The sequence below is a fragment of the Stenotrophomonas sp. 22LJNL06-5-1 genome, assembly GCF_056861455.1.
On sequence record NZ_JBSPUE010000002.1, the window covers coordinates 470745 to 492875 of the forward strand.

The window sequence follows — 22131 nt, forward strand, 5'->3', positions numbered from 1 at the left end:
GTGGGATGGCGGGGCGGTGTCGGAGTGCGGGGACGCTGCAAGTACGTCCCTGTAAGCTTGGCAGCCGCATCCATGCGGCTGACACCCCGCACTCCGACACCGCCCCGCCTATGACAGATTCCGGCGGCTGTTGGTAGGTGTCGACCTTGGTCGACACGGTAGATCCACGCCATGCGTGGATGCTTTTGGATTCCAATTCGAAATATTCGATTCCGATGGAGATTCATCCACGCATGGCGTGGATCTACTGCAGATCGCGGAAATCTGTCGAAGGCGGGTGGGCCGGACCGCGGAGCGGGGTTTACGGCGTCCCCCGCAACCGGACCCACCCCGTCTGCCTACAGGAAACCCGCTGTTTGTGCTGTTGCCGGCCAGCGGCCGGCACTACCGTGGGTGCAGGGCTGCAAGCCCTGCCGAACACCCCCCTTACTTCAATCGCAGCAGCAGGCTGCCGCCCGCACACACCACCGCCAGCCAGGCCACGCCGTGCCACCCCCACTGCGCCAGCGCCAGGCTGCCCAGCGCACCACCGGCGGCCATGCCGATGAACATGCCCGTGAACAGCAATGCATTGAGCCGGCTGCGTGCTGGCGGCACCAGGCCGTAGACCAGCGTCTGGTGCGCCACCAGCGCCGACTGGAAACCGAAGTCGAACAGCAGCGCGCTCACCACCAGCAGCGGCAGCAGCGCAGCGGCCGGCAACCAGGCTTCAGCCAGCAGCAGACCGAAGCCCAGCAGTGCCACCGCGATCGCCAGCCGCGCCACTGCATGGCATCCCAGCCGATCGGCGAAACGGCCGGCGAAAGGCGCGGCCAGCGCACCGGCTGCACCGGCTGCACCGGCAATACCGAACGCCCCCGCCGCCGCACTGCCCAGGCCCAGACGTGCATGCAGCATCAGCGCCAGCGTCGACCAGAACGCGCTGAAGCCGACCGCCAGCAACGACTGGCTGGCCACCGCACGGCGCAGCTGCGGCTGCTCGCGCCACAACGCCAGCAACGAACCCAACAACGCCGGATAGCGCAGCGTGCTGGTCGGTGCGAAACGCGGCAGCGCACGCGCCATCACCGCGCCCATCGCCGCCACCGATACCGCGGCCAGCACGAACTGGGTGCGCCAACCCCATGCTTCAGCCACCACGCCACTGACCACGCGCGACAGCAGGATGCCGAGCAGCAGGCCGGTCATCACCCGGCCGACGATCTGTCCGCGTTGTGCATCCGGCGCCAGCACCGCAGCTGCCGGCACGATGTCCTGCGCCAGCGTAGCCATCAGCCCGACCAGCAGGCTGGCCATCAGCAGGCCCGGCAGGTGCCCGGCCATCGCTGCGGCGCCCAGTGCCAATGCCAGCAACGCGGACTTCAACAGGATCAGGTTGCGGCGGTCGAACCGGTCGCCCAACGGCGCCAGCAGCAGGATGCCCAGCGCATAGCCGAGCTGGGTCAAGGTCGGTACCAGGCCGGCGGCGCGCTCACCGGCGCCAAGGTCCTGGGCGATCAGGCCCAGCATCGGCTGGCTGTAGTACAGCGAGGCGACCGAGAAGCCGGCGCCAGCCGCCATTGCCAGCACCAGCGGCGTGGAGGGTGCGGTCGCGGGTGCGGCGGCGACAGACAGCGAGGGGGTAGACATCGGGGAGTCCGGTAGAGGAAGTGGGCGTATCCTGCCGGTATTCGCCAAACGTCTGTAGTAGGCTTCATTACATATCCTTCATACGCATTACGCATGAATGACCTCGCTACCGGTGCGGATCGCCTGGATCTGCTGCGCACCTTCCTGCGCATCGTCGATGCCGGCAGCCTGTCTGCTGCTGCCGTGCAGCTGGGCACCACCCAGCCGACGGTCAGTCGTCGCCTGCAGGCACTGGAGCGGCAGCTCGGCCTGCGCCTGCTGCAGCGCTCCACCCATGGGTTGCAGCTGACCGAAGACGGCCTGCGCTGCCAGCGCCATGCGCAACGCGTGGTCGACGAATGGGAGTCGCTGCAGGCCGAACTGCACGGCGAACCGGAAACGCTGCGCGGACGCCTGCGGGTGATGGTGCCGCACGCGTTCGGCCAGGCGCAGCTGCTGCCGACCATGCTGGCATTCCTCGCCCAGCATCCGCAGCTGAGCCTGGAGTGGATCCTGGAAGATCGGCGCCCGGATTTCATCGCGGAAGGCATCGACTGCGCGGTGCGGGTGGGACCGGTCGACGAACCGCGCATGGTCGCACTGCCGCTCGCCGAAGTGCCGCGCATCGTCGTGGCGGCGCCCTCGCTGGTGGACGCCACGGCAGTCAGTACGCCGGAACAGGCGCAGTCACTGCCGTGGATCTCGCTGGTCACCTATTACCGCGAACGCCTGCTGCTGCATGACGCGCAGGGCCGCGCGCATACGCTGTCGATCAGCCCGCGCCTGCTCAGCGACAACCTGTTCGTCGTGCAACAGGCCGCATGTGCGGGGCTGGGTGCAGCGGTGGTCTCTGCCTGGCTGGTAGCCGAGGACCTCGCACAGGGTCGGCTGGTGCAGCTGCTGCCGGACTGGCAGGCGCCGGCACTACCGGTACACATGGTGTTTCCCGCCGCGCGCCAGCAGCCGCCGCGGCTGCGCGCCTTCATCGATGCGATGAAGGCCGCGCTGCCGCAATTGCATGGAATGCGGCCGGCGCCGCGTTAGGTCATCGGCCGCATCATCCACGCATGGCGTGGATCTACTGAGGGTACGGGTAGATCCACGCCATGCGTGGATTCCGCCCCGACCCGGCAATCAGTTGGACTTGCCCGCCTCTGCATTCCACGCCGCCACCTTAGCCTTGGTGTCGGCCAGCATCTTGTCCAGCGCGGCGCGGTCATACACGTTGCCACGCAGGATCACGCTGTCGATCTTTTCGGTGGCGGCAATGTCCTGCAATGGGTTGGCGGTCAGCAGCACCAGATCGGCCGCCTTGCCTTGTGCAACACCACCGTAACGGTCCATCTGGCCGAACCAGGCCGGGCCGGAACGGGTTGCGGCCGACAGCGCCTGCGGTGCGCTCAGGCCCTCCTTCACGAACAGCTGCAGCTCCTGGTGCAGGGCGATGCCCGGGAAGTTGAACGAGTTGAGGAAGCCCGCATCGGTACCGGCGATGATCGTCACGCCGGCCTCCTGCAGCATCGGCAGCACTGCAGCGACCTGGTGGAACTGCGCGTGGCGCGCTTCGATCTGCGCCGGCGTGGCCTTCGCCGCGCGGTCCACGCGCCACTGGTAGGTCGCACGCAGGCCAGGGCCGATGTAGGCCAGGTACGGGTCGTTGGCGTGGTCATCCTGGTCAAGGAAGTCGAGGATGCGGCCACCGTTGAGGGTCGGGGTTACGAATACGCCGCGCTTGGCGAAATCACGGTAGGCGTGCATCGCAGTGTCACGGTCGAAGCTGGCGTCGAGGCGGCGGTTGGCTTCGGCGCGGTCGATGCGGCCGGCACCGAAGTCGGCGGCGATCTTCGCTTCGTCCTTGCTGCCGGCCTTGAATGCGTAGTCCAGGTGCTCGATCGAAGCCAGGCCGGCATCGACCGCCTGCTCCACGGTCAGCGCCATCGGAATGTGGCCCGAGGCCTTGAAGCCGGCCTTGCGCGCAGCACTGGCCGAGTACAGGAACAGCTCCGGCTTCAGCGTGCTGTCGGTGATCTTCACGAAATCAACCTTGTCGTGCTGCAGGCGGGCGATCGCCTTGTCGGCGTCGGCCTCGCTGCCCACTTCGATCGTGCCCTTCCAGACCGGCTTGATGCCTTCGATCTTCGCGCCCGAACTGAGCAGGCGTGGGCCGAACAGGGTGCCCTTGGAGATCTCGCCCCGCCACTGCAGCACCTGCTCGGGCAGATCGCCGGAACAGTCACGCACCGTGGTGATGCCATGCGCGATGTACAGCGGCAGCAGCGCCTTGTTCTCTTCGATCAGCGCCGGGCCACCACCGAAGTGCACGTGCATGTCCCACAGGCCCGGGATCAGGTACTTGCCCTTGGCATCGATCTGGCGGGCCGCACTCCACTGGCTGCGCAGCTGTGCGTCCGGGCCGACGGCGACGATGTCCTCGCCACGGATCACCACGCTCTGCCCGGCCAGGGTGCTGGCGTGCTCGACATCGACCACGGTGGCATTGCGGATCAGCAGGTCGGCGCGCTCGGTGGCAGACGCCGACAGAGGTGCTACCGCAAGGAGGATGGCAAGGGACAAAGGACGGGAACGGAACATGGACAGCATCCTGGTGGGCACGCCCAGCGTGCGGGTGGAAGAGGTTTGCATTCAGCGCACCGCGCCGTGCTGGCGCAGCAGGGTTTCAATTCCGGTATAGCCGCGCTGGCGCGCGTGCGCCAGCGGCGTCACGCCGTCGCCGTCGGCCAGCTCCGGGTCGGCGCCGGCCTCCAGCAGCAGCTGCACGATCTGCACGTGACGCGCACCGCCATCGCCGAGCAGGATCGCTTCCAGCAGCGCGGTCCAGTGCAGCCGGTTGACATGGTCCACCGCCACACCGGCCCGCAGCAGCGTGCGCACGGTGGCGACGTGGCCGCGCTCGGCGGCCGGAATCAGCGCGGTGCCGCCATAGCGGTTGGTGCTGCGCAGATCGGCGCCATGCGCCAGGGTCATCGCCAGGATCTCGTCCAGGCCGCGCGCACCGGCATACAGGTAGGCGCTGTCCTGCAACGCATCCTTGGCATTGACGTCGGCGCCGGCTTCGATCAGCTCACGCGCGGCATCCACGTTGTTGCCGTGCGTGGCCAGCAGCAGCGCGGTGCGGCCCTGGCCATCGCGCGCCTCCAGCGTGGCCCCATCCTCGATCGCCTGTCGCACCGCATCGGCGTCGCCGCGGCTGGCGGCATCACGCAGGCGGCCATCGACGTCGGCTTTGGACGTTGCCGTGCAGGCCGGGGTGACCATGGCCAGCAGGCACAACAGCAGCACGCGCGCGAACGGCGCAGGCCAGCCAGGGGAATGATGGACGCGTATGACAGTGTCTCCTCATGTCCGTCGCCACGGAACGCCGTGCGACGGTAGCAACAGCCGGGCATTGCCGGCCCCTGCCCTGCATGGTAGAAGTCGGCCTGGGTATCCAGAAGTGAAATGTTCAAATGCAAGACAGTGCCAAATCGAATAGAACCCTGTTCGAACTGGACCTGCTGCGGGCGCTGGTGATGGTGGCCGACTGCGGCAGCTTCACTACGGCGGCCACGCGCCTGCATTCGACCCAGTCCACGGTCAGCCAGAAGGTACGCCGGCTGGAGGAACTGGCCGGGCATCGCCTGCTCGAACGCGGCCACCGCGACGTGCACCCCACCGACGCCGGCCACACCCTGCTCGGCTACGCGCGGCGCATGCTCGACCTGAACGAGGAAATGGCCCAGGCGCTGGCCGGTGCGACGGTGGAGACCGCGGTCCGCATCGGTGTTCCCGAGGACTTCGTCAACCCGCAGACCACGCGCATGCTGGCCGCCTTCAGCCGCCGCCACCCGCAGGTGAAGCTGGAGATCAGCAGCGGCCTCAGCCGCGACCTGGCGCAGGGCTTCGACCACGGCGAGCTGGACCTGGTGCTGGTCAAGCAGCGCCGCAACAGCCGCCAGGCGGTGCATTGCCGGCGCGAGCCGATGCACTGGATCGACAGCCTGCGCAGCAGCTGCCTGCAGCAGGACCCGCTGCCGCTGGTCACCTTCCCGCCGCGGGGGCTGTACCGCGACGAGATGATCCACGCCGTGGAAGCGCTGGGCCTGCGCTGGCGCATCGCCTTCACCAGTTCGTCGCTGAGCGGCATCCAGGGCGCGGTGGCCGATGGCATCGGCATCAGCCTGCTGCCGCGCCGCGCGGTCAGCCGCGAGCACCGCATCATCGATGGCGAGCGTGAGCTGCCGGTGATCGACAACTACGAAATCGGCCTGCTGCACCGTGCCGATGCCGACGATGCGGTGCGTGCGCTGGCCAGCGAGCTGTGGCGTCAGGTGCAGCGCGAACCGGATTGACCACAGTAGATCCACGCCATGCGTGGATGCCTTTCGCGCATCACGCATCGAAACATGGTCACTCCGGCCGTACGGCGGGCAACATCGCCTCGTAGAGTGCCTGTTGTTTCCGTGCTCCACGGCGCCTTGCCATGTCCGACGAAATCCCCACCCGCTTCGATCCCCTGCCCGCTGCCCTGCAGACGCATCTGCAGCACCAGCGTTCGCTGATCGCCGCGCGCGTGGCCGCCGGCTTCCCGACGCTGCCGGTGCAGTGGCCGCTGGCGGCCACCACGCTGCAGCGCGTGGTCGATGCCGAGCTGATCGACCGTGACGACTGCGATGGCTGGGAAGCGCTGGGCGTGGCGTTCGGTGACACCCTGGCCCAGCGCGTGCCGGGCCTGGCCTGGATACAGGTCACCGATGCCTGGGGCATCGACGCGGTGCTGCGCTATGCCGACAGCAGCCTGCAGATCGGCGCCAGCACGCTCCTGCTCAAGCGCGTCGAGCAGGGCGAGATCATCGACATTGCCCACCTGCTTGCGTGGCTTGAGGAATTCGTCGCCACCCGTGCCGACGATTACGCCTGACGGCACATCGGGGGAGATCCACGCCATGCGTGGATGAATGAGACCACGCGATGGTGCCAGCCAGGCATGACGTGGATCTACAGCCAGCGGCCGTCGACCACCACCCGGCGCTCCACCGGCACCCCCGCCACAGCGGCCGGGCCGTGGTCGGCACGCACGGCCACGAACGTCGCCGGCCGGCCTTCGGCAATGCCATGCTGCGGCAGGCCGATCACCTGCGCGGCATGGGTGGTGACCATGTCCAGCGCCAGCATCAGATCGGCGTCGGTGTAGAAGCCGGAACGGTAGCCCAGCAACATCGCCCGTTGCAGCAGGTCGCCATTGCCATATGGCCACCAGCAGTCGCGGATGTTGTCATTGCCTGCGAACACGCGCACGCCGGCATCATGCAGCGCGCGCAGCGGCGGAAATGGATGATCGCCCGGCGCGTTGCTCATGATCGCCACACCCGCCGTGGCCAGCGCCTCGCCCACCTGCAGCGCACGCGCCAGCGGCACCTCGCCCAGCGCATAGGCATGGCTGACCGCAACCCGCCCCTGCAGGCCGGCGGCCCGGGTACGCGCAGCGATGCGCAGCAGCTGCGCCAGGCCGGTTTCGCCGGGCTCATGCAGATGGATGTCCAGCTGCACGCCATAGCGCTCGGCCAGCGCGAACAGCAGCGCCAGCTGGCCTTCGGGATCACCATCGAGCGTGGTGGGATCGATGCCGCCGAGCACTTCCACGCCCGCGGCAAGCGCCTGCTCCAGTACGGCGGCGGTGCCGGGACAGGACATCACCCCGGCCTGCGGAAACGCCACCAGCTGGATCCGCATGATGTCGGCGCAGCGCAGCGCCGCCTCGCGCACCGCTTCGAGATGGCCGAGACCGGTGCTGGCGTCGATATCGACATGGCAGCGCATCGCCACCGTACCGAACGCACTGCACTGGCGGATCAGCGCCTCGGCACGGTCCACCATCGGTGCCGCACCCGCCACCGCCGCCTTCTCCACCGCCAGCCGCTCACGCAGGCTGTTCACCGGCTGGTGCGGGTGCCAATGGTCGCCGACGAAGCTCTTGTCGAGGTGAATGTGGCCGTCGACCAGCCCGGGCAGCACCGCGAAGCCCTGCAGGTCGACGCATTCCGCCCCTTCGGCCGGCGCGGTCTCGCCATTGAGCCCGCTGATGCGGCCATCACGGATATGGAAATGCAGTGGCGCACCGTCGCGGTCGACACCGCCATGGACGAACTGGAGGGTCATCGGGAACTCCCGGAAAGCCAAGAATGGCGCCATCGTGCGCCTCGCCACAGCCATCGGCCAACGAAATATCTGGATGGCACGCATTCACCAGAGAGATGATTACCCCTGCGACAACCGGTCGCAGGCACGCCGTGCACACCCCTGAACGGGTAACATGGGCGCCTGTTTACGCTGTGATGCCGCATGGGCCCGTCCGACCGCCACGATCGTCTCCGCCGCTGGCAGGCCGCCTCCCTGCTTGCCGCCGCCCCGATCGCCAGCCTGTCCGCCACCGATGCCGGGGCCAGCACCCCGCCGCAGGCGCCACCGGGCCAGCAACGCATCGCCTCGGCCGCCCTGGTGGAAATGCTGCATCAGCGCGTGCTGGCCGGCCAGAGCGCCACCGCCACGCTCGAAACCTGGTGCGCCGAACATGGCCTGGCTGAGCAGGCCCGGGTCCGCGCCGTGCGCGTGCGCGATACCGACAAACCGGCCCCGACCGAAGTGCTGCAGGCGCTGGCCGCAGAACCGGGCACGCCCCTGCGCTACCGCCGCGTGCAGTTGGCCTGTGGCAGCCGCGTGCTGTCAGAAGCCGATAACTGGTACCTGCCCGACCACCTCAGTCCGGCCATGAACCAGGTGCTCGATACCACCGATGAACCCTTCGGCCGGGTGGTCGGCCCGCTCGGCTTCAAGCGCCAGACGCTGGCCGATCAGACCTTCTGGCCGCCACGCGGTGAAGGCGACCAGGGCGTCATCCTGGAAGTTCGGGCCCTGCTCCGCGACCGCCAGCAGCAGCCTTTCAGCTACGTCATCGAGTCGTACCTGCAACAGGCGCTGCCCTAGCTGCATGTGTCACCGGTCAGGGCCCCACTGCGCGGTAATGCTGTTGGATGCCGGATCCACCGAGAATACGAAGCGCCCACCATGCTGGTCCCTGCCCCACGTCATCGGCGCAGTGGCCAGGCTGTAGACCGGGGCCGCCTTGTCCATGCCGATCGCCTCGGACCAGGCACTGAAATCCTCATCGGTACGGCTTCGTATCTCGCCGACACACAGGCTGTAGCCACAGGCAAAAGACACCAGCGTGCCGTCGCTGCCGATGAGCCGGGTCGCGGCCGTCCTGTAAAGCCGGGTCAGGTCCTGCACTTCCGGGTGGCCCACCGCACCCCGCTCGAACTGGCTGATCGCCTGCGCAAAGGCCTTGTCCGAGCCAAGTATCACGTCGCTCTTTTCTGCGGACAGTGCGCCTTCGGTCAACAGCATGCGCTCGCCCTCGAGGAAGTGACCCTCCGCATCCGCAGGCCCCTGCTTGGGCGCCACCCGCATCGATGCCGTTTGCCCGTGCGTTGAGCCCGCATCGGCTGTTGCGTTGAGCTGGGACGGCACGGGCGCGGCACTGGTCGCGTCCGCAGCCTCGTCCACGCTGGCCGCCCGCTCGCTGCTGCAACCGGCAACGGCCAGTACGGCAATCACACTCCATATCCTGACATCCATGCGCATCCTCCTCCATGTATCGCCACAGCATGCCACGTGCGCGACGGCAGCACGGATGCGCTGCACAAAGAAAAGCCCGGCAATGCCGGGCCTTTCGTTCGCCTGCCGGATCAGCGGAACCGGTAGTCCAGCTGCACCCAGTACTGGCGGCCATACGGGTCGTAGTTGCCGACCGGGTAGAACGGCCAGCCGCCACCGTTCTTGTCCGCTGGCGGGCGGCTGTCACGCAGGTTGTTGACGATCACACCCACCGACAGGTTCTCGCCGAACTGGCGGAACACGCTGGCGTTGTACGTCATGTACGGCGCGATGCGGCCACTGCCGTCGGTCTTCGGCAGCGAGCCGAAGCGGTTGCCGTACAGCGTGGTGGTCCAGTCACCCTGGTTCCAGGTGATGCTGCCGTTGGCCTTGCTGCGCCACTGGTAGTCGTCCAGCGAATTGCGGATGTCACGCTCCGGATCATCGGAGAACTGCCGGTATTTGTGTTCCAGCACCACGGTATAGGCCAGGCGCGTGGTGAAGCGGCCGTAGCGGCCGGCATCGAAACGCCAGTTGCCCTTCAGGTCCAGCCCGCGAACCGATTCGGAGGCCGCGTTGATCGGATTGATCAGCACGCGGGTCACCTGGTCCGGCTGCACGGTTGCATTGGACGGGTTGCGGATCACCCGCGACAGCGCGTCCTGGCACAGCGGCGAACCGATATCGCGCGCTTCGCCACCCAGCGTCCGGCCCAGGCGGCAATCGGCCTCATCACGCAGGATGCGGCTGGTATCGAGGCTGGTCACCTCGTTGTCGATGCGGATGTCGTAGTAGTCGGCGCTGAAATCCAGGCCGGACAGCGGCGACCAGACCACGCCGAAGCCATACGACTTGGCAGATTCCGGCTGCAGCTGTGCATTGGCGCGGTTGCTGTAATCGATCGACAGGCCGTTGTAGTCGCAGTTGTCGTACGACTGGCCCGCCGTGCGGCAGCGCCAGTAATCGGTCATGCCCGGGTTGTAGCCGCGGGTTTCGGTGGCGAACACGTAGTTCATGTCCGGCGCCCGGAAACTGGTCGCCGCCGTACCGCGGATCAGCAGGCTCTCAATCGGGCGGAACTCGACGCCGAAGCTCCAGGTCGCCTTGCCGATGTGCTCGCCACCCGCACGGTACTGATCGTAACGGCCGGCCAGCGTGGTGGTCAGCGACTGCAGCAGCGGCAACTGCAGCTCCACACCTGCGGCGTAGCGGTCACGCTCGCCACCGGCACCGACGCCTGCACTGGTATTCCAGAACTCGCCACTGCCCAGGCGCGGGTCCGGCCGGTTGCGATAGCCCTGGCTGCCGGCCTCGACCACCGCCGCCAACGCCGCATCGCCGCCAGGCAATGCGAACAGGCGGCCATTGACGCTGGCGCTGAAGGTCTGCAGCCATGCCGCATTGCGGCTTTCCTGGTAGTCGGACAGGCCCTCGTATTCGTTCGGGGTCAACGGTTTGAACAGGCGTGCCGGGTCGGGCGCGTAGACCTCCACGCCATTGCGTACGCCCAGCTTCGGGCCGAGCAGGTATTCGTTGATGCCGGCCAGCAGCACCGGGCGGCGGGTGCGGTTCTCGTAACGCGAGCGGCTGTAGACCGCCTCATAGTCCCAGCCACTGTCGCCGATCTGGCCACGTGCACCGACGTTGAACGACCACGAGTTTTCCAGGAAGCGGTTGGCATTGCGCGGCAGGCCGCCGATTTCCTCCGGCGCGAAGCGGCGGTACCAGCTTTCCAGGTTGCCGGTGGTCTGGTTGTAGAAGTAGTTGCGGGCCGAGGTCCAGGTCGGTGCACGCGTGTTGTTGTAGATGCGCGCGCTGCCCACGGCCAGATCGGCGAACAGGTCGGTGGTCTCGTTGACGTGGAAGGTCAGCAGGCCATAGCCATTGAGGTTGCGCTTCTGGGTCTGCACGGTCCAGTAGCTGGCCGCTGCCTCGTTGCTGCCGCAGTACCAGCCCTGGCGCGGGTTGAAGGCGCGGAACACGCTGCCGCCATAGATGTCAGACGCCCCGTCGCAGCCGTTGACGCCCGGATCGATGTTGCGGCCGGTAGCAGCATTGCGGCGATAGGCGATCGCGGTCGCCTGCGGCGCCTTGCCGGCCGGGTCATCATCGAGCGAGTCCATGAAGTCGCGCTGGCGCGCGTGGATCGCCTTGCGTACATCGAACTCGAAGCCGAACAGCGCGTCCCAGCGCTCGCCGGAACTGCCACCAACCACCTGCGCGCGCTGGCTGTCGCCACCGCCCTGCTGGGTGCCGCCGGCACGCACGTTCACGTCCACACCCTCAAAGCGGTCCTTGAGGATGATGTTGACCACACCGGCGATGGCGTCGGAGCCATACACCGCCGACGCACCGGCCGCCAGGACCTCGATGCGCTCGATCAGCGCACTGGGAATGTTGGCCAGGTTGACCACGTTCACCGAGCCCTCGTAGGCCAGCGGGTAATCGGCCTGGCGGCGGCCGTTGACCAGCACCAGCGTGCGGTTCGGGCCCAGCCCGCGCAGGTTGATGGTGTTGGCGGCCGGGGTGAAGGTGTTGCCGAAGTCCTCGCCCTGCACGTTGCCGGTGTTCTCGGTCAGCGCGCTCAGCGCATCGAAGGCATTGCGGTAGCCCTGCGCATCGATCTGCTCGCGGCTGATCACCGTCACCGGCGAGGGCCCCTCGACACTGGCACGCGGAATACGCGAGCCGGTGACCTTTACTTCCTGCAATGTGGTGGGTGCGCTTTCCTGCGCGAAGGCCGGCAGCGAGACCAGCATCAGGGACGACAGTGCGAGCACCAGCGGACGCGGGCGCAGCGCCTTGTGGGAGGCGGACATGGGCTTCCTGGGAATTGGGCGGGTGGTGGTACGGGGCAGCGGCCTGAGCGGCACATAACGATCCCGTAACGAAAGTGTCCTGAATGGGGGGTTTCAACGGAAATGACCAGGCCTGATGGCCTTATGCCTGAACCGAATCAGACCCGCAGTGCCATTCGCCACACTTTTGCAATGTTTTGAATGGTGTGGCGCTGCGGGCACGGCCATCGTGCCGGGGATGATGACCCCGTATCCCACCTCCCTCCTCCCCCCGTTGCGCCCGGTGCTGCGCCGTCACCTGCTGCAGCTGCAGGCCGCACCGGTCACCCTGCGCCCGTTCCAGCGTACCGACCTGCCGCGCTGGCGCCTGTTCGATGACCGCCGCCGACGCGGCCGCCGCCATCCGGCCGGTATCGACGAAGAAGCCCGCTTCCTTGCCCACATGCATCGCTCGCGGCTGGAGCAGGACAACGACCAGCTGCTGCTGGGTGTATTCGATGACGAGCACGGCACTGTCCTGGACCAGCTGCATGTCCGCCTGCAGTCCCTGCATACGCGCTGCGCCGAGCTGCTGTCGCTGCAGCATTGGCACCCGCACGTGGATGCAGCGCTGCGCGCGCTGTGCCCGTTCCTGTTCGAGGATGTGGGCGTGCACCGCCTGTTCGTGATGCTGCCACCGGACTGCAGTGACCCGTTCGCAACTGCGCTGCACGCCTTCGGCTTCGAGCACGAAGGCCTGCTGCGCGACCATCATCTGGATCTGGATGGCTGGCAGGATCGCCAGTTGCTGGCGCTGACCGCACCGGTCTGGCGCAGCCGCCAGCAGCCCCAGGGTTAGCGGACCCGCTCCAGCGAGTCGCCTGCGCCGGTCAACACCGAGCAGGCGTGGTCCTGCAGCTCTTCGGCGCTGGCCTCGTTGCCGGTGCCGGCGTCCACACGGGTCGCCAGCAGAATGAAGCCCGGGCCGCCCTGCACGGCGTCCCGGCCGGCCACGACCAGGCTCCACTGGCCCACGTCGTCCACGCCAGCGAGGTCATAGGCCAGCAGATTGAGCGGATTGGCGGTCAGTTCCGCACCCGGCAGCAGGCGGGCCTGGTACTGATGGCCGCGCAGCAGCACCGGCAACGGTGCCCAGCGGCTGCCGAGGGCGGCAGCATGCGTGTCCAGCGCCTGCAGCACGTCGGCACGCAGGCAATCCACATGGATATGCAGCTGGTGCTGCGAACGGCCGTGCGGCGAGTTCAATGCCAGGCTCGCGACGTTGCGCGGCAGCGGTTGCCGCAAGGCCTGTTCGGTGTGGCTGCGCGCCTGCCAGGCCGCAGCGAAGTAGTTCGGTGCACCGCGCTGGTACAGGCTGCGGTTCTCGATACCGCTGACCTTGTCCAGCGGCATCAGCAGGAACTGGTAGTCGCCGTGCGCGTCCTTGACCAGCACATCGCGGCGGTCCGCGGCCGTCTCCACGCGCAGGCAGTCGCCGCGTGGGCCTTCGGCGCCCCGGCAGTCACGTTCGATCAATCGCCACAACGCATCGGAATGGGCCGGCGGCGGTGGCGCGCTGGCACAGGCGGACAACAGCAGCAGGGACGACAGCAGGAAGGGGCGCAAGGACACGGAAACGACTCACGGAGCAGGCACGGCAGACAGCGCCGCGCTGCATTCTAGCCAGTGCAATGCGGCAATCAGTAGGTGCCGAACGGCACTTCAACCACGATCGGGGCGGCACCCTCGCCGGCCTGCAGGCTGTAGCGGTCCAGCGCGCCGTCGTCATCGGCGTGCGGCTGGCGCTGGAAATGCAGCGGGTAGCGGGTGTCCCCCAGGCGCACGGCGCTGCCGTCGGCCTCCAGCGCGGCGCCTTCCGGAATCAGCAGCCCGCCCAGGTCGCTGTACGCGCCAGGAACATCGGCAAAGCTGTAGTCGGCCAGCTCGTCCACCCGCTGCATCGCATAGACGTGCGGTACATAGGGACGTGCGGGGCTGCGGCCATTGCTCAGGTCGGTCACCCAGGCCTGCGGCAGGTGGTACTGCTCGCGCAGCGCGGCCACGCCCAGCGAGGGACTGGCCACCTGCAGGCAGCACACCGCCCGCTTGCCCTCACGGTCGAGGATGGCGAAACGGTCACCGCGGGTGGCCGCCTGCGGCAGCATGGCGAAGGCCAGGTTACGCTGGGCCGGCGCGTAGCCGGATTCGGTCTGCAGGTTGCGCCAGGCGCCGAATACCGGGGTTTCGACCGGCGCGGGTTCCGGATCGGCAGCGGAGGCGGCAAACGCCACGCCCAGCAACGACAACACCAGCGCCGTCATCGTCTTGTCCTTGCCGCGGAAACTGCCTGCCGTCATACCGTATCCAACACCTGCGCCGGAAAGGCCCGGACTGCCCGCTGGCGTACTGCCAGCCATTCCTCCCACTATGCAATGACCACGCTGTGCCGGCAATGACCGGGGCGCTGACGCCTTTCGCACGCTCGGTGCTATCGTTCCCGCCATCTTCCCCTGCGCAGGAGCGCTCGCATGTCTGCATTCCGTCTGTCCCTGTTGCTGCCGGCCTCTGCCCTGCTGCTGTCGGCCTGTGTCAGCACCCCTGGCCCGGAAGTCAAAGGCAGCGGCCGCTGCGACGCCAGCCAGCTGGGCTGGGCGATCGGCCAGCCGGCCAATGAGCCCAACATCCGCCGCCTGTCCCGCGAGAGCGGTGCGGGCCTGGTCAACCCGATCGGCCCCAGCACCATCACCACCAAGGACATCCGCCAGGACCGCCTGCGCGTGTTCGTGGACAAGGACAACATCATCACGTCCACCCGCTGCGAGTAAGCACCGCCACAGGCTTCTGTAGAGCCGAACCCACGCTCGGCTGCTCTTCCGTGGCAGCCGAGCGTGGGCTCGGCTCTGTAGAAAACGCGAGTCGAGCATGGCTCGACTCTACAGGGCTCAGGGTTCGGTATAGCCGGCACAGTCCGGCAGCGCCTGGTCAGGATGGAACATCCCCTCCCCGAAGCGGAACAGCCGCGTGTAGGTGCACGCCGGGTCCTGCTCGCTGCGCAGATCCTTCTTCTTCAGCGGGCCTTTGGCCAGCGAATCCTCGAAGCGTGAAACGCCGGCCGGGAACCGGGTCGCCACGGTCTGGTAGCGCAGCACCGGCATGCCCACGGCAGCCGTACCCAGCGCCAGCTTCGCCGAGAAGCCGTATTCGTCGTGGCAGGCACCTGCGCGCTGCTTGATGTCCTGCTCGCTGAAACAAGCGCGGATCATCGCATTGCCCAGCCATGGCACGGTCAGCACGTCGTCGTCCACCTGGATGTCGTCCTGCAGGTGACGTATGCGTGCCAGCTGCAGCGTGGACGCGTCGGCCCCTCCACCGGAGTACATGGCGCTGAACTTGACGATGCCGCCCACCAGCACATTCTGGCGGGCGCGCTGCTGCGGGTCGGTCACTGGTCCATCGCTGCCCACGCCAGGGGCCAGCCGCACGATCCATGGCCACAGCGACAGCTCGCTTTCCTGCGGCACGTCGATGCTCACGTGGTAGGTGTGCGGCTTGCCCTGGCCCGGTGCCTTCTCAAGCACTTCCAGCACGGTCGGCCGGTCCCCCTCCTCGGCGACCGGCTGCACGCGCACGCACCAGTTTCCGTCCCGCGTGCAGTCATAAAGCCCCGACGGTCCAGTCTCACTCGCGATCAGCACCTGTCCCAGCGGCTCCATCACGTTGCCGGCGGCGTCGCGCTGCTGCGGCAGGATCGAGCCTTGGGCCAGCACCAGCAGCGGGGTTGCCAGCACTACTACGCACAGGGTGGCACGAGCGGCAGCGATGGGCATGGATGGCTCCTGTGGCTGGGCTTCCGATGGTAACCGTTGCCCGGGCGGCGGCGAGCCTGCTCGACATTTGCCTTTGTAGCGTCGAGCCATGCTCGACTGCTGTCTGTCGGGAAGAGCAGCCGAGCATAGGCTCGGCTCTACAGTAAAGACGCGTTGTATCCGTCAATGCCCACTGCAGTCGCAGCCACCCCACTCCTTCGCCTTCGACGTCTGGCCGATACCGGGGTTGAACGTATTGCTCGGATCCAGCTGCTTGTAGAACCCGGCCAGCGCCGGCTTGGCCGGGTACAGGTGGCCGACGTTGTGCTCGGCCGGATACTCGGCGCCGCGCTGGTCCAACAGTGCCCACATCGCATGCTCGATCGCCATCGGGTCTTCGCCCTTGCGCGCGATGTAGTCCTGGTGGAACACGTGGCACAGGAAGTGCCCGTAATACAGCTTGTGCAGCAGGCGGTCGTCGATATCGGCCGGCAACTGCTCGAACCAATCGGCATCATCTCGGCGCAGGGCAATGTCCAGCGCCACGATGTCCTGCACCTGCTCGCGATGCACTTCGCGGTAGCGCACCGCGGCACCGGCCACGGCGAAGCGATGCAGGAACGCCTTGCGCCCCTCCTCCGCCGTGCAGTGGAAAAAGCCGCCTTCGTGCCCGGCGAAGAAGCCGCGCAGCCAGGCCTCGGTTTCTGCTGCGTCCTGCGCGGAGACCTTCAGCAACAGATGATGCTCGTAGCGCTGGCGGAACTCGCCCATGCGCTTGGGCAGGTGCGAGGGCAGCAGGCCGGTCAGCACCTGCATCACCCGGTCGGTCACCCCACGCAGGCCCAGCCGTTCAAACCAGCCATCGACACGGCTCTTCAGTGCGAACGCCGCGGGCACACGGGAAGTGCCGAGGCGGTCGATCAGCAGGAAGCTGTCCTTGCCGTAGCGCTCGCCGATGTCATAGGCATCGCGGTGGATGTACTCACCGGCAATCGGCAGGCGCTCGAAGCCGGTCAGCAGCTGGCGCCGGATCGCCGTGAGGCTGTCGGTGCGGTTGCTGCCGATGTAGAAGACTTCTGCGGCCTCCTTTTCGAAGGTATCCAGGCGCACCGCGAACACCGCCAGCTTGCCGGCCGAACCGGCGGCTTCGTAGTGGCGGCTGGGGTCAGCGTTGAAGCGCGCCGGGGTATCGGCGTCGATCCGGCGCACTTCTTCGGCATAGCGTGGATCGGAGGCGGCGCGGCCATCACCGTCACCCACGTCGCCAGCAGCATAGTTGCCGGCCTGCAGGCGCTGCAGGATCTGCTCGGGTGTATCACCCAGCGCGATGCCCAGATGGTTGACCAGCTGCAACTGGCCCTGCGCATCGACCTGCGCGTACAGCGCCAGCTCGGTGTAGGCCGGGCCACGGCGCACCAGCGCGCCGCCGGAGTTGTTGCAGATGCCGCCCAGCACCGAGGCGCCGATGCAGGACGAGCCGATCACCGAATGCGGTTCGCGGCCCAGCGGTGCCAGCGTCTGCTCCAGTCGGTCGAGCGTGGCGCCGGGCAGGCACAGCACCTGGCGGCCTTCGTTCAACAGCTGGATGCCGGTCAGGCGCAGCGTGCTGACAAGCACGATCGGCCGCCCATAGTCGTTGCCATCCGGGGTCGAGCCGCCGGTCAGGCCGGTATTGGCCGCCTGCAGGATGATCGCCGCCCCACCCTGCACCGCTGCCTGCAGCACGCGCCACAGTTCCAGCAAGGTACCCGGGCGCACCACCGCCAGCACCGGGCCGTCGCCGAATCGGTAGCCACGGCGGAAGCGGCGCGTGGCCTTGTCGCCGGTCAGTACATGGTGGCTGCCGACCGCATCGCGAAACTGTGCCAGCACCGCATCGTGGCCGCTCATGGCAGGCTGACCAGCGAATCGCGGCCGATGTCAGCGATGCGACGCGCGCCGGTCAGTGTCATCGCCACGCGCATTTCCTTGGCGATCAGGTCCAGCAGGTTGGCCACGCCGGCCTCGCCCTGCGCGGCCAGCGCATAGACGAAGGCACGGCCCAGCAGCACGGTATCGGCACCCAGTGCCAGCATGCGCACCACGTCCAGGCCGGTGCGGATGCCGGAATCGGCGAGGATCTTCAGGTCGCCCTGTACCGCATCGGCAATCGCCGGCAGTGCGCGTGCGGTGGACAGCACGCCATCCAGCTGGCGGCCACCGTGGTTGGAGACCACGATGCCATCGGCGCCGAACTTGACCGCATCACGCGCGTCATCCGGGTCGAGGATGCCCTTGATCACCATCGGGCCCTTCCAGAATTCGCGGATCCACTCCAGGTCCTTCCACGAAATGGAGGGATCGAAGTTGCTGCCCAGCCAGCCGATGTAATCCTCCAGCCCGGTCGGGTTGCCACGGTAGGTGGAGATGTTGCCCAGATCATGCGGGCGGCCGAACAGGCCCACGTCCCAGGCCCAGTGCGGATGGGTGATGGCCTGGCCGATACGGCGCAGCGAGGCATTCGGGCCGCTCATGCCGGAGTGTGCATCGCGGTAGCGCGCGCCCGGCACCGGCATGTCAACGGTGAACACCAGCGTGGTCACACCAGCGGCCTGCGCCCGCTCCAGCGCGTTGCGCATGAAGCCACGGTCGCGCAGCACGTACAGCTGGAACCACATCGGCCGCTGGATGGCCGGTGCCACTTCCTCGATCGGGCACACCGATACGGTTGACAGCGTGAACGGGATGCCGCGGCTGTCGGCCGCGCGCGCCGCCTGTACTTCACCGCGCCGGGCATACATGCCGGTCAGGCCGACCGGCGCCAGCGCCACCGGCATCGCCAGTTTTTCGCCGAACAGCTCGGTTTCCAGGCTCAGGTCGGACATGTTGCGCAGGATGCGCTGGCGCAGCGCGATGTCGGACAGGTCGGAAACGTTGCGCTTCAGCGTGTGCTCGGCATACGCGCCGCCATCGATGTAGTGGAACAGGAACGGCGGCAGCCGGCGTTGCGCTGCGGCACGGTAATCGGTGGAGGCGGAGATGATCATGGGGTCAACCGTGTGGGGAAGGTAGACGCGAGGCCCGCGCACGCCGGGCTTCGTTGTCATCGAGGGTGCGCAGCGTGGTGTGCACGAACTCGAGGTGGGCATGCGCGGCGGCGCGCGCGCGTTCGGGGTCGCCTGCCAGCACCGCGTCCATCATCTCGCGGTGCTGGTCGGACAATGGCGAGAAGGTCCTCGCCGAGGTGTAGAGCTTTTCGCGGCTCTGCGAGATGTTGGTCTGCAGCAGTTCGAACAGGCCGCGCATCACCTGCAGCAGCACCAGGTTGTGCGAGGCCTCGGCGATGGACAGATGGAAGGCCGCGTCAGCCTCCGCTTCACCGGTGGGGTCGTCCTTGCCGTGCGCGTCCATCATGGTCTGGAAGGCCTGCGCGATGCGCGTGCGGTCCTCGTCGGTGGCACGCAGCGCCGCATGCCAGGCGGTAGCGCCTTCCAGCGCGTGACGGATCTCCAGCACGTCGAAGCGATATTCCGGGTCGCCCTGGAACAGCGGCAGGTACGGCGCCAGCGGTTCATCCAGCGCCTGCCGCGCGCGGGCTGCGGGTTCGGCTACGTAGGTGCCGCCACCGACGCGTGCGGTCAGCAGGCCCTGGCTGGCCAGCTGCGCGATGGCTTCACGCAACGCCGTGCGCGAGACCCCCAGCTGCACCGCCAGGGCGCGCTCGGCCGGCAGCCGGTCGCCCGGCTGCAGCCGCTGTTCCTGCACCAGGCTGCGCAGCTGCGCGGCCACCTTGTCCGAAATACGTTGCGTGCTCATGGCGCCATTGTGGCCCGAAGCGCGTAACAGAGGGTCAGGCCACGCAGCATGGCTCAGGGAATCATCCAGGTCAGCCAGTAAGCCTGGGCCAGGGTGATCAGGCCGACCATGGTGGTGAAGATCAGGCTGTGCTTGACCGTGAAGCGGAACAGGTCCGATTCCTTGCCGGCCAGGCCAACCGCCGCACAGGCAATGGCGATCGACTGCGGCGAGATCATCTTGCCGGTGACACCGCCGGTGGTGTTGGCCGCCACCAGCAGCACGTCGGACACGCCGATCTGCTGTGCGGTGGTCGCCTGCAGCGCCGAGAACAGTGCATTGGACGAAGTATCCGAGCCGGTCAGGAACACGCCCAGCCAGCCCAGGAACGGCGAGAAGAACGGGAACGCGTCGCCGGTGTGCGCCAATGCCAGCGCCAGCGTTGCCGACAGACCCGAATAGTTGGCGATGAAGGCAAAGGCGAGCACCATGCCGATCGAGTAGATCGGCATGCGCAGCTCACGCACGGTTTCGCCGAAGGTCTGCAGCGCCGACCGGGCCGGCATGCGCAGCGCGATGATCGCAATCACCGCCGCGAGGATGATCGAGGTGCCGGTGGCCGAGAACCAGTCGAACTTGTAGACCGCCTCGTAGCTGAGCGGCGCGTCCACGATCGGCGGCATCTTCTGCACCATCTGGTCCAGGCCCGGCACCGGGAGCTTCAGCACCCAGTTTTCCAGCGGGCCGCCCGCCGCGAACAGCGACTTGAACGGCTTGATGCTCCACAGCGTGACCATCGCGGTGAGGATCAGGAACGGCGACCACGCCTTGGCGATCTGGCCGACGCTGTAGCGTGGTGCCTCCAGTGCCTGTGCGGCCGCCTCGGCGCTGGTTTCGGTATCGAAGCGGAAGATCCGTACCGGCTTCCAGCGGCGCAGGAACAGGGTCAGGCACACCAGCGACGCCAGCGACGCGGTGATGTCCGGCAGCTCCGGGCCGATGAAGTTGGACGTCAGGTATTGCGCGATGGCGAACGAGCCACCCGCAACCAGCACCGCCGGCCAGGTTTCCTTGATGCCGCGCCAGCCATCCATGATCGCCATGATCCAGAACAGCACGATGATGGTCAGGAACGGCAGCTGGCGACCGGCCATCTGGCCGATCTCGAACGCATCCAGGCCAGTGACCTGCCCGGCCACGATGATCGGAATGCCCATTGCACCGAACGCCACCGGCGCAGTGTTGACGATCAGGCACAGGCCGGCGGCATACAGCGGCTTGAAGCCCAGCCCGACCAGCAGTGCCGCGGTGATCGCCACCGGCGCACCGAAACCGGCCGCGCCCTCCAGGAAGGCACCGAAGGCGAAGCCGACCATCAGCATCTGCAGGCGCTGGTCTTCGGTCACCGACAGGATCGAAGCGCGGATGATGTCGAACTGCCCGGTCTTGACCGAGACCTTGTAGAGGAACACCGCGCCGATGATGATCCAGGCGATCGGCCACAGGCCGTAGACGAAGCCGAAGCCGGCCGCACCCAGCGCCTGGCTCAGCGGCATGCGGTAGAACAGCAGGGCCACGCCAAGCGCGATGGCCACGGTGATCGTGCCGGCCAGCCAGCCCTTCATGCGCAGCACGGCCAGGGCAATGAAGAAGAACGCGATCGGCAGCAGCGCGATCAGGCTGGACAGCCACAGGTTGCCGGCGGGGTCGTACAGGTGTTGCCAGGGCTGCATGAAGACTCTCGACTGGATGCGGAAGGTGCCCCACCGCAGGCGGTGGATCGCCGTGGCCATCGATTATTGGTCGTACCAATAATGATTTCGATCAGACCACTTGCAGCGGATTTAACCGCCACTCGGGCGAAGAGCCTATTAGACCATAGGGCTAGATGCGGTATTGGTCCGACCATTAAGATCGTCATGGTAGTGCCGGCCGCTGGCCGGCAACTCGAGATTCCCTACGAAATCCGCTTCTCCAACCGCCGCATCACCGCCAGCACCAGCACGCACAGCACGCTGACGCCGATCGCAATCACGTACTTGCCGATGCCCACGGCGATGCCAATGGCCGCCGCCATGATCAGCGAGCTTGCGGTGGTCAATCCGCTGACCTGGTCCTCGCGTGACCCACGCAGGATGGTGCCGGCGGCAACAAAGCCGACACAGGCCACCACCGCTTCGATCAGGCGCACCGGATCGACCTGCAGCAGGTCGCGGTAGCGCTCCTGCTGGAAATGTTCGGCCACCGAATCGCCGAGGCCAACGATCAACGCCGCAGCCCCCGCGATCAGCATGTGCGTGCGCAGGCCGGCAGCGTGCTTGCCCATCTCGCGCTCGACGCCGAGCACGCCGCCGAACAACATGGCTGCGGCCACGCGCAGCAGGATCGAGACATCCTGGGTGAGTTCCATGGGAAAGCTCCGGTAGTTTCCCGGAGCGTCGCGTGGCGATCGTGGGACGGGGGTGAAGGCGATGGCACGCCTTCTTCACCGCACGCTTTCATCCACGCATGGCGTG

At 67.3% G+C, this 22131-nt stretch carries 20 protein-coding genes; 6 read left to right on the plus strand and 14 right to left on the minus strand.

Annotated features, from left to right (window positions below):
* Positions 1–426 precede the first annotated feature (426 nt).
* The gene (locus AC13GF_RS07760; RefSeq protein WP_483004212.1) at positions 427–1629 is read right to left on the minus strand and encodes an MFS transporter; all 1203 of its coding nucleotides are present in this window, start codon (positions 1627–1629) and stop codon (positions 427–429) included.
* Between the two features lie 93 nt (positions 1630–1722).
* Here AC13GF_RS07760 and AC13GF_RS07765 point away from each other — a divergent pair, with 93 nt between their 5' ends.
* A complete protein-coding gene (locus AC13GF_RS07765) occupies positions 1723–2652 on the plus strand; it encodes a LysR family transcriptional regulator (protein ID WP_483004213.1) in 930 nt (309 codons plus the stop codon).
* Between the two features lie 90 nt (positions 2653–2742).
* On the opposite strand, the gene AC13GF_RS07770 is transcribed toward AC13GF_RS07765, so the two are convergent.
* Together AC13GF_RS07770 and AC13GF_RS07775 are read right to left on the minus strand one after the other, a co-directional pair.
* Positions 2743–4200, minus strand: coding sequence for an amidohydrolase family protein (locus AC13GF_RS07770; protein ID WP_483004214.1), 1458 nt, complete (start codon positions 4198–4200; stop codon positions 2743–2745).
* Positions 4201–4251: 51 nt separating this feature from the next.
* Positions 4252–4953 (minus strand): ankyrin repeat domain-containing protein, encoded by a 702-nt coding sequence (locus AC13GF_RS07775; protein WP_483004295.1) that lies wholly within the window; start codon positions 4951–4953, stop codon positions 4252–4254.
* A 122-nt stretch (positions 4954–5075) separates the two neighbouring features.
* Here AC13GF_RS07775 and AC13GF_RS07780 point away from each other — a divergent pair, with 122 nt between their 5' ends.
* The gene (locus AC13GF_RS07780) at positions 5076–5957 is read left to right on the plus strand and encodes a LysR substrate-binding domain-containing protein (protein ID WP_024957553.1); all 882 of its coding nucleotides are present in this window, start codon (positions 5076–5078) and stop codon (positions 5955–5957) included.
* Positions 5958–6088: 131 nt separating this feature from the next.
* A complete protein-coding gene (locus AC13GF_RS07785; protein ID WP_483004215.1) occupies positions 6089–6526 on the plus strand; it encodes a DUF3806 domain-containing protein in 438 nt (145 codons plus the stop codon).
* Between the two features lie 77 nt (positions 6527–6603).
* On the opposite strand, the gene AC13GF_RS07790 is transcribed toward AC13GF_RS07785, so the two are convergent.
* Positions 6604–7764: an amidohydrolase family protein gene (locus AC13GF_RS07790; RefSeq protein ID WP_483004216.1), complete on the minus strand. Its 1161-nt coding sequence runs from the start codon at positions 7762–7764 to the stop codon at positions 6604–6606.
* 183 nt (positions 7765–7947) lie between these two features.
* Between AC13GF_RS07790 and AC13GF_RS07795 the strand changes: the two genes are divergently transcribed.
* Positions 7948–8589 (plus strand): hypothetical protein, encoded by a 642-nt coding sequence (locus AC13GF_RS07795; protein WP_483004217.1) that lies wholly within the window; start codon positions 7948–7950, stop codon positions 8587–8589.
* Positions 8590–8598: 9 nt separating this feature from the next.
* Here the strand turns inward: AC13GF_RS07795 and AC13GF_RS07800 are convergent, their stop codons facing one another.
* Entirely contained in the window at positions 8599–9240 is a 642-nt protein-coding gene (locus AC13GF_RS07800) for a hypothetical protein (protein ID WP_483004218.1), read from the minus strand.
* 110 nt (positions 9241–9350) lie between these two features.
* Entirely contained in the window at positions 9351–12077 is a 2727-nt protein-coding gene (locus tag AC13GF_RS07805; protein ID WP_483004219.1) for a TonB-dependent receptor plug domain-containing protein, read from the minus strand.
* A 217-nt stretch (positions 12078–12294) separates the two neighbouring features.
* On the opposite strand from AC13GF_RS07805, the gene AC13GF_RS07810 reads away from it, so the two are divergent.
* Positions 12295–12894, plus strand: coding sequence for a GNAT family N-acetyltransferase (locus AC13GF_RS07810; protein ID WP_126929517.1), 600 nt, complete (start codon positions 12295–12297; stop codon positions 12892–12894).
* On the opposite strand, the gene AC13GF_RS07815 is transcribed toward AC13GF_RS07810, so the two are convergent.
* Both AC13GF_RS07815 and AC13GF_RS07820 read right to left on the minus strand, forming a co-directional pair.
* The gene (locus AC13GF_RS07815) at positions 12891–13667 is read right to left on the minus strand and encodes a CDP-diacylglycerol diphosphatase (RefSeq protein WP_483004220.1); all 777 of its coding nucleotides are present in this window, start codon (positions 13665–13667) and stop codon (positions 12891–12893) included. The two genes, AC13GF_RS07810 and AC13GF_RS07815, sit on opposite strands and share 4 nt — an antisense overlap.
* A gap of 68 nt (positions 13668–13735) precedes the next feature.
* Positions 13736–14392, minus strand: a complete 657-nt coding sequence (locus tag AC13GF_RS07820) for a decarboxylase (RefSeq protein ID WP_111150824.1) — start codon at positions 14390–14392, stop codon at positions 13736–13738.
* A gap of 171 nt (positions 14393–14563) precedes the next feature.
* Between AC13GF_RS07820 and AC13GF_RS07825 the strand changes: the two genes are divergently transcribed.
* Positions 14564–14860 carry a hypothetical protein gene (locus AC13GF_RS07825; protein WP_005413768.1) on the plus strand — a complete coding sequence of 99 codons (297 nt, stop codon included), beginning with the start codon at positions 14564–14566 and terminating at the stop codon, positions 14858–14860.
* Positions 14861–14977: 117 nt separating this feature from the next.
* Here the strand turns inward: AC13GF_RS07825 and AC13GF_RS07830 are convergent, their stop codons facing one another.
* From AC13GF_RS07830 to AC13GF_RS07855, 6 genes are all read right to left on the minus strand, one after another.
* Positions 14978–15862: a hypothetical protein gene (locus tag AC13GF_RS07830; RefSeq protein ID WP_483004221.1), complete on the minus strand. Its 885-nt coding sequence runs from the start codon at positions 15860–15862 to the stop codon at positions 14978–14980.
* 162 nt (positions 15863–16024) lie between these two features.
* Positions 16025–17731, minus strand: a complete 1707-nt coding sequence (dld, locus tag AC13GF_RS07835) for a D-lactate dehydrogenase (protein WP_483004222.1) — start codon at positions 17729–17731, stop codon at positions 16025–16027.
* A complete protein-coding gene (gene lldD, locus AC13GF_RS07840) occupies positions 17728–18867 on the minus strand; it encodes an FMN-dependent L-lactate dehydrogenase LldD (protein WP_010485059.1) in 1140 nt (379 codons plus the stop codon). Before lldD ends, dld begins: the two co-directional genes overlap by 4 nt.
* A 4-nt stretch (positions 18868–18871) precedes the next feature.
* Positions 18872–19636: a transcriptional regulator LldR gene (lldR, locus tag AC13GF_RS07845; protein ID WP_483004223.1), complete on the minus strand. Its 765-nt coding sequence runs from the start codon at positions 19634–19636 to the stop codon at positions 18872–18874.
* Positions 19637–19689: 53 nt separating this feature from the next.
* The gene (gene lldP, locus AC13GF_RS07850; RefSeq protein ID WP_483004224.1) at positions 19690–21348 is read right to left on the minus strand and encodes an L-lactate permease; all 1659 of its coding nucleotides are present in this window, start codon (positions 21346–21348) and stop codon (positions 19690–19692) included.
* Between the two features lie 224 nt (positions 21349–21572).
* Positions 21573–22025 carry an MgtC/SapB family protein gene (locus AC13GF_RS07855; RefSeq protein WP_005410036.1) on the minus strand — a complete coding sequence of 151 codons (453 nt, stop codon included), beginning with the start codon at positions 22023–22025 and terminating at the stop codon, positions 21573–21575.
* Positions 22026–22131: the final 106 nt, after the last annotated feature.

What these genes read in the sequence shown, in the direction of transcription:
- AC13GF_RS07760 (WP_483004212.1), bottom strand. Translation starts at nt 1,629, where the DNA reads ATGTCTACCCCCTCGCTGTCTGTCGCCGCCGCACCCGCGACCGCACCC.
- AC13GF_RS07765 (WP_483004213.1), top strand. Translation starts at nt 1,723, where the DNA reads ATGAATGACCTCGCTACCGGTGCGGATCGCCTGGATCTGCTGCGCACC.
- AC13GF_RS07770 (WP_483004214.1), bottom strand. Translation starts at nt 4,200, where the DNA reads ATGTTCCGTTCCCGTCCTTTGTCCCTTGCCATCCTCCTTGCGGTAGCA.
- AC13GF_RS07780 (WP_024957553.1), top strand. Translation starts at nt 5,076, where the DNA reads ATGCAAGACAGTGCCAAATCGAATAGAACCCTGTTCGAACTGGACCTG.
- AC13GF_RS07785 (WP_483004215.1), top strand. Translation starts at nt 6,089, where the DNA reads ATGTCCGACGAAATCCCCACCCGCTTCGATCCCCTGCCCGCTGCCCTG.
- AC13GF_RS07790 (WP_483004216.1), bottom strand. Translation starts at nt 7,764, where the DNA reads ATGACCCTCCAGTTCGTCCATGGCGGTGTCGACCGCGACGGTGCGCCA.
- AC13GF_RS07795 (WP_483004217.1), top strand. Translation starts at nt 7,948, where the DNA reads ATGGGCCCGTCCGACCGCCACGATCGTCTCCGCCGCTGGCAGGCCGCC.
- AC13GF_RS07800 (WP_483004218.1), bottom strand. Translation starts at nt 9,240, where the DNA reads ATGGATGTCAGGATATGGAGTGTGATTGCCGTACTGGCCGTTGCCGGT.
- AC13GF_RS07805 (WP_483004219.1), bottom strand. Translation starts at nt 12,077, where the DNA reads ATGTCCGCCTCCCACAAGGCGCTGCGCCCGCGTCCGCTGGTGCTCGCA.
- AC13GF_RS07810 (WP_126929517.1), top strand. Translation starts at nt 12,295, where the DNA reads ATGATGACCCCGTATCCCACCTCCCTCCTCCCCCCGTTGCGCCCGGTG.
- AC13GF_RS07820 (WP_111150824.1), bottom strand. Translation starts at nt 14,392, where the DNA reads ATGACGGCAGGCAGTTTCCGCGGCAAGGACAAGACGATGACGGCGCTG.
- AC13GF_RS07825 (WP_005413768.1), top strand. Translation starts at nt 14,564, where the DNA reads ATGTCTGCATTCCGTCTGTCCCTGTTGCTGCCGGCCTCTGCCCTGCTG.
- AC13GF_RS07830 (WP_483004221.1), bottom strand. Translation starts at nt 15,862, where the DNA reads ATGCCCATCGCTGCCGCTCGTGCCACCCTGTGCGTAGTAGTGCTGGCA.
- dld (WP_483004222.1), bottom strand. Translation starts at nt 17,731, where the DNA reads ATGAGCGGCCACGATGCGGTGCTGGCACAGTTTCGCGATGCGGTCGGC.
- lldD (WP_010485059.1), bottom strand. Translation starts at nt 18,867, where the DNA reads ATGATCATCTCCGCCTCCACCGATTACCGTGCCGCAGCGCAACGCCGG.
- lldR (WP_483004223.1), bottom strand. Translation starts at nt 19,636, where the DNA reads ATGAGCACGCAACGTATTTCGGACAAGGTGGCCGCGCAGCTGCGCAGC.
- lldP (WP_483004224.1), bottom strand. Translation starts at nt 21,348, where the DNA reads ATGCAGCCCTGGCAACACCTGTACGACCCCGCCGGCAACCTGTGGCTG.
- AC13GF_RS07855 (WP_005410036.1), bottom strand. Translation starts at nt 22,025, where the DNA reads ATGGAACTCACCCAGGATGTCTCGATCCTGCTGCGCGTGGCCGCAGCC.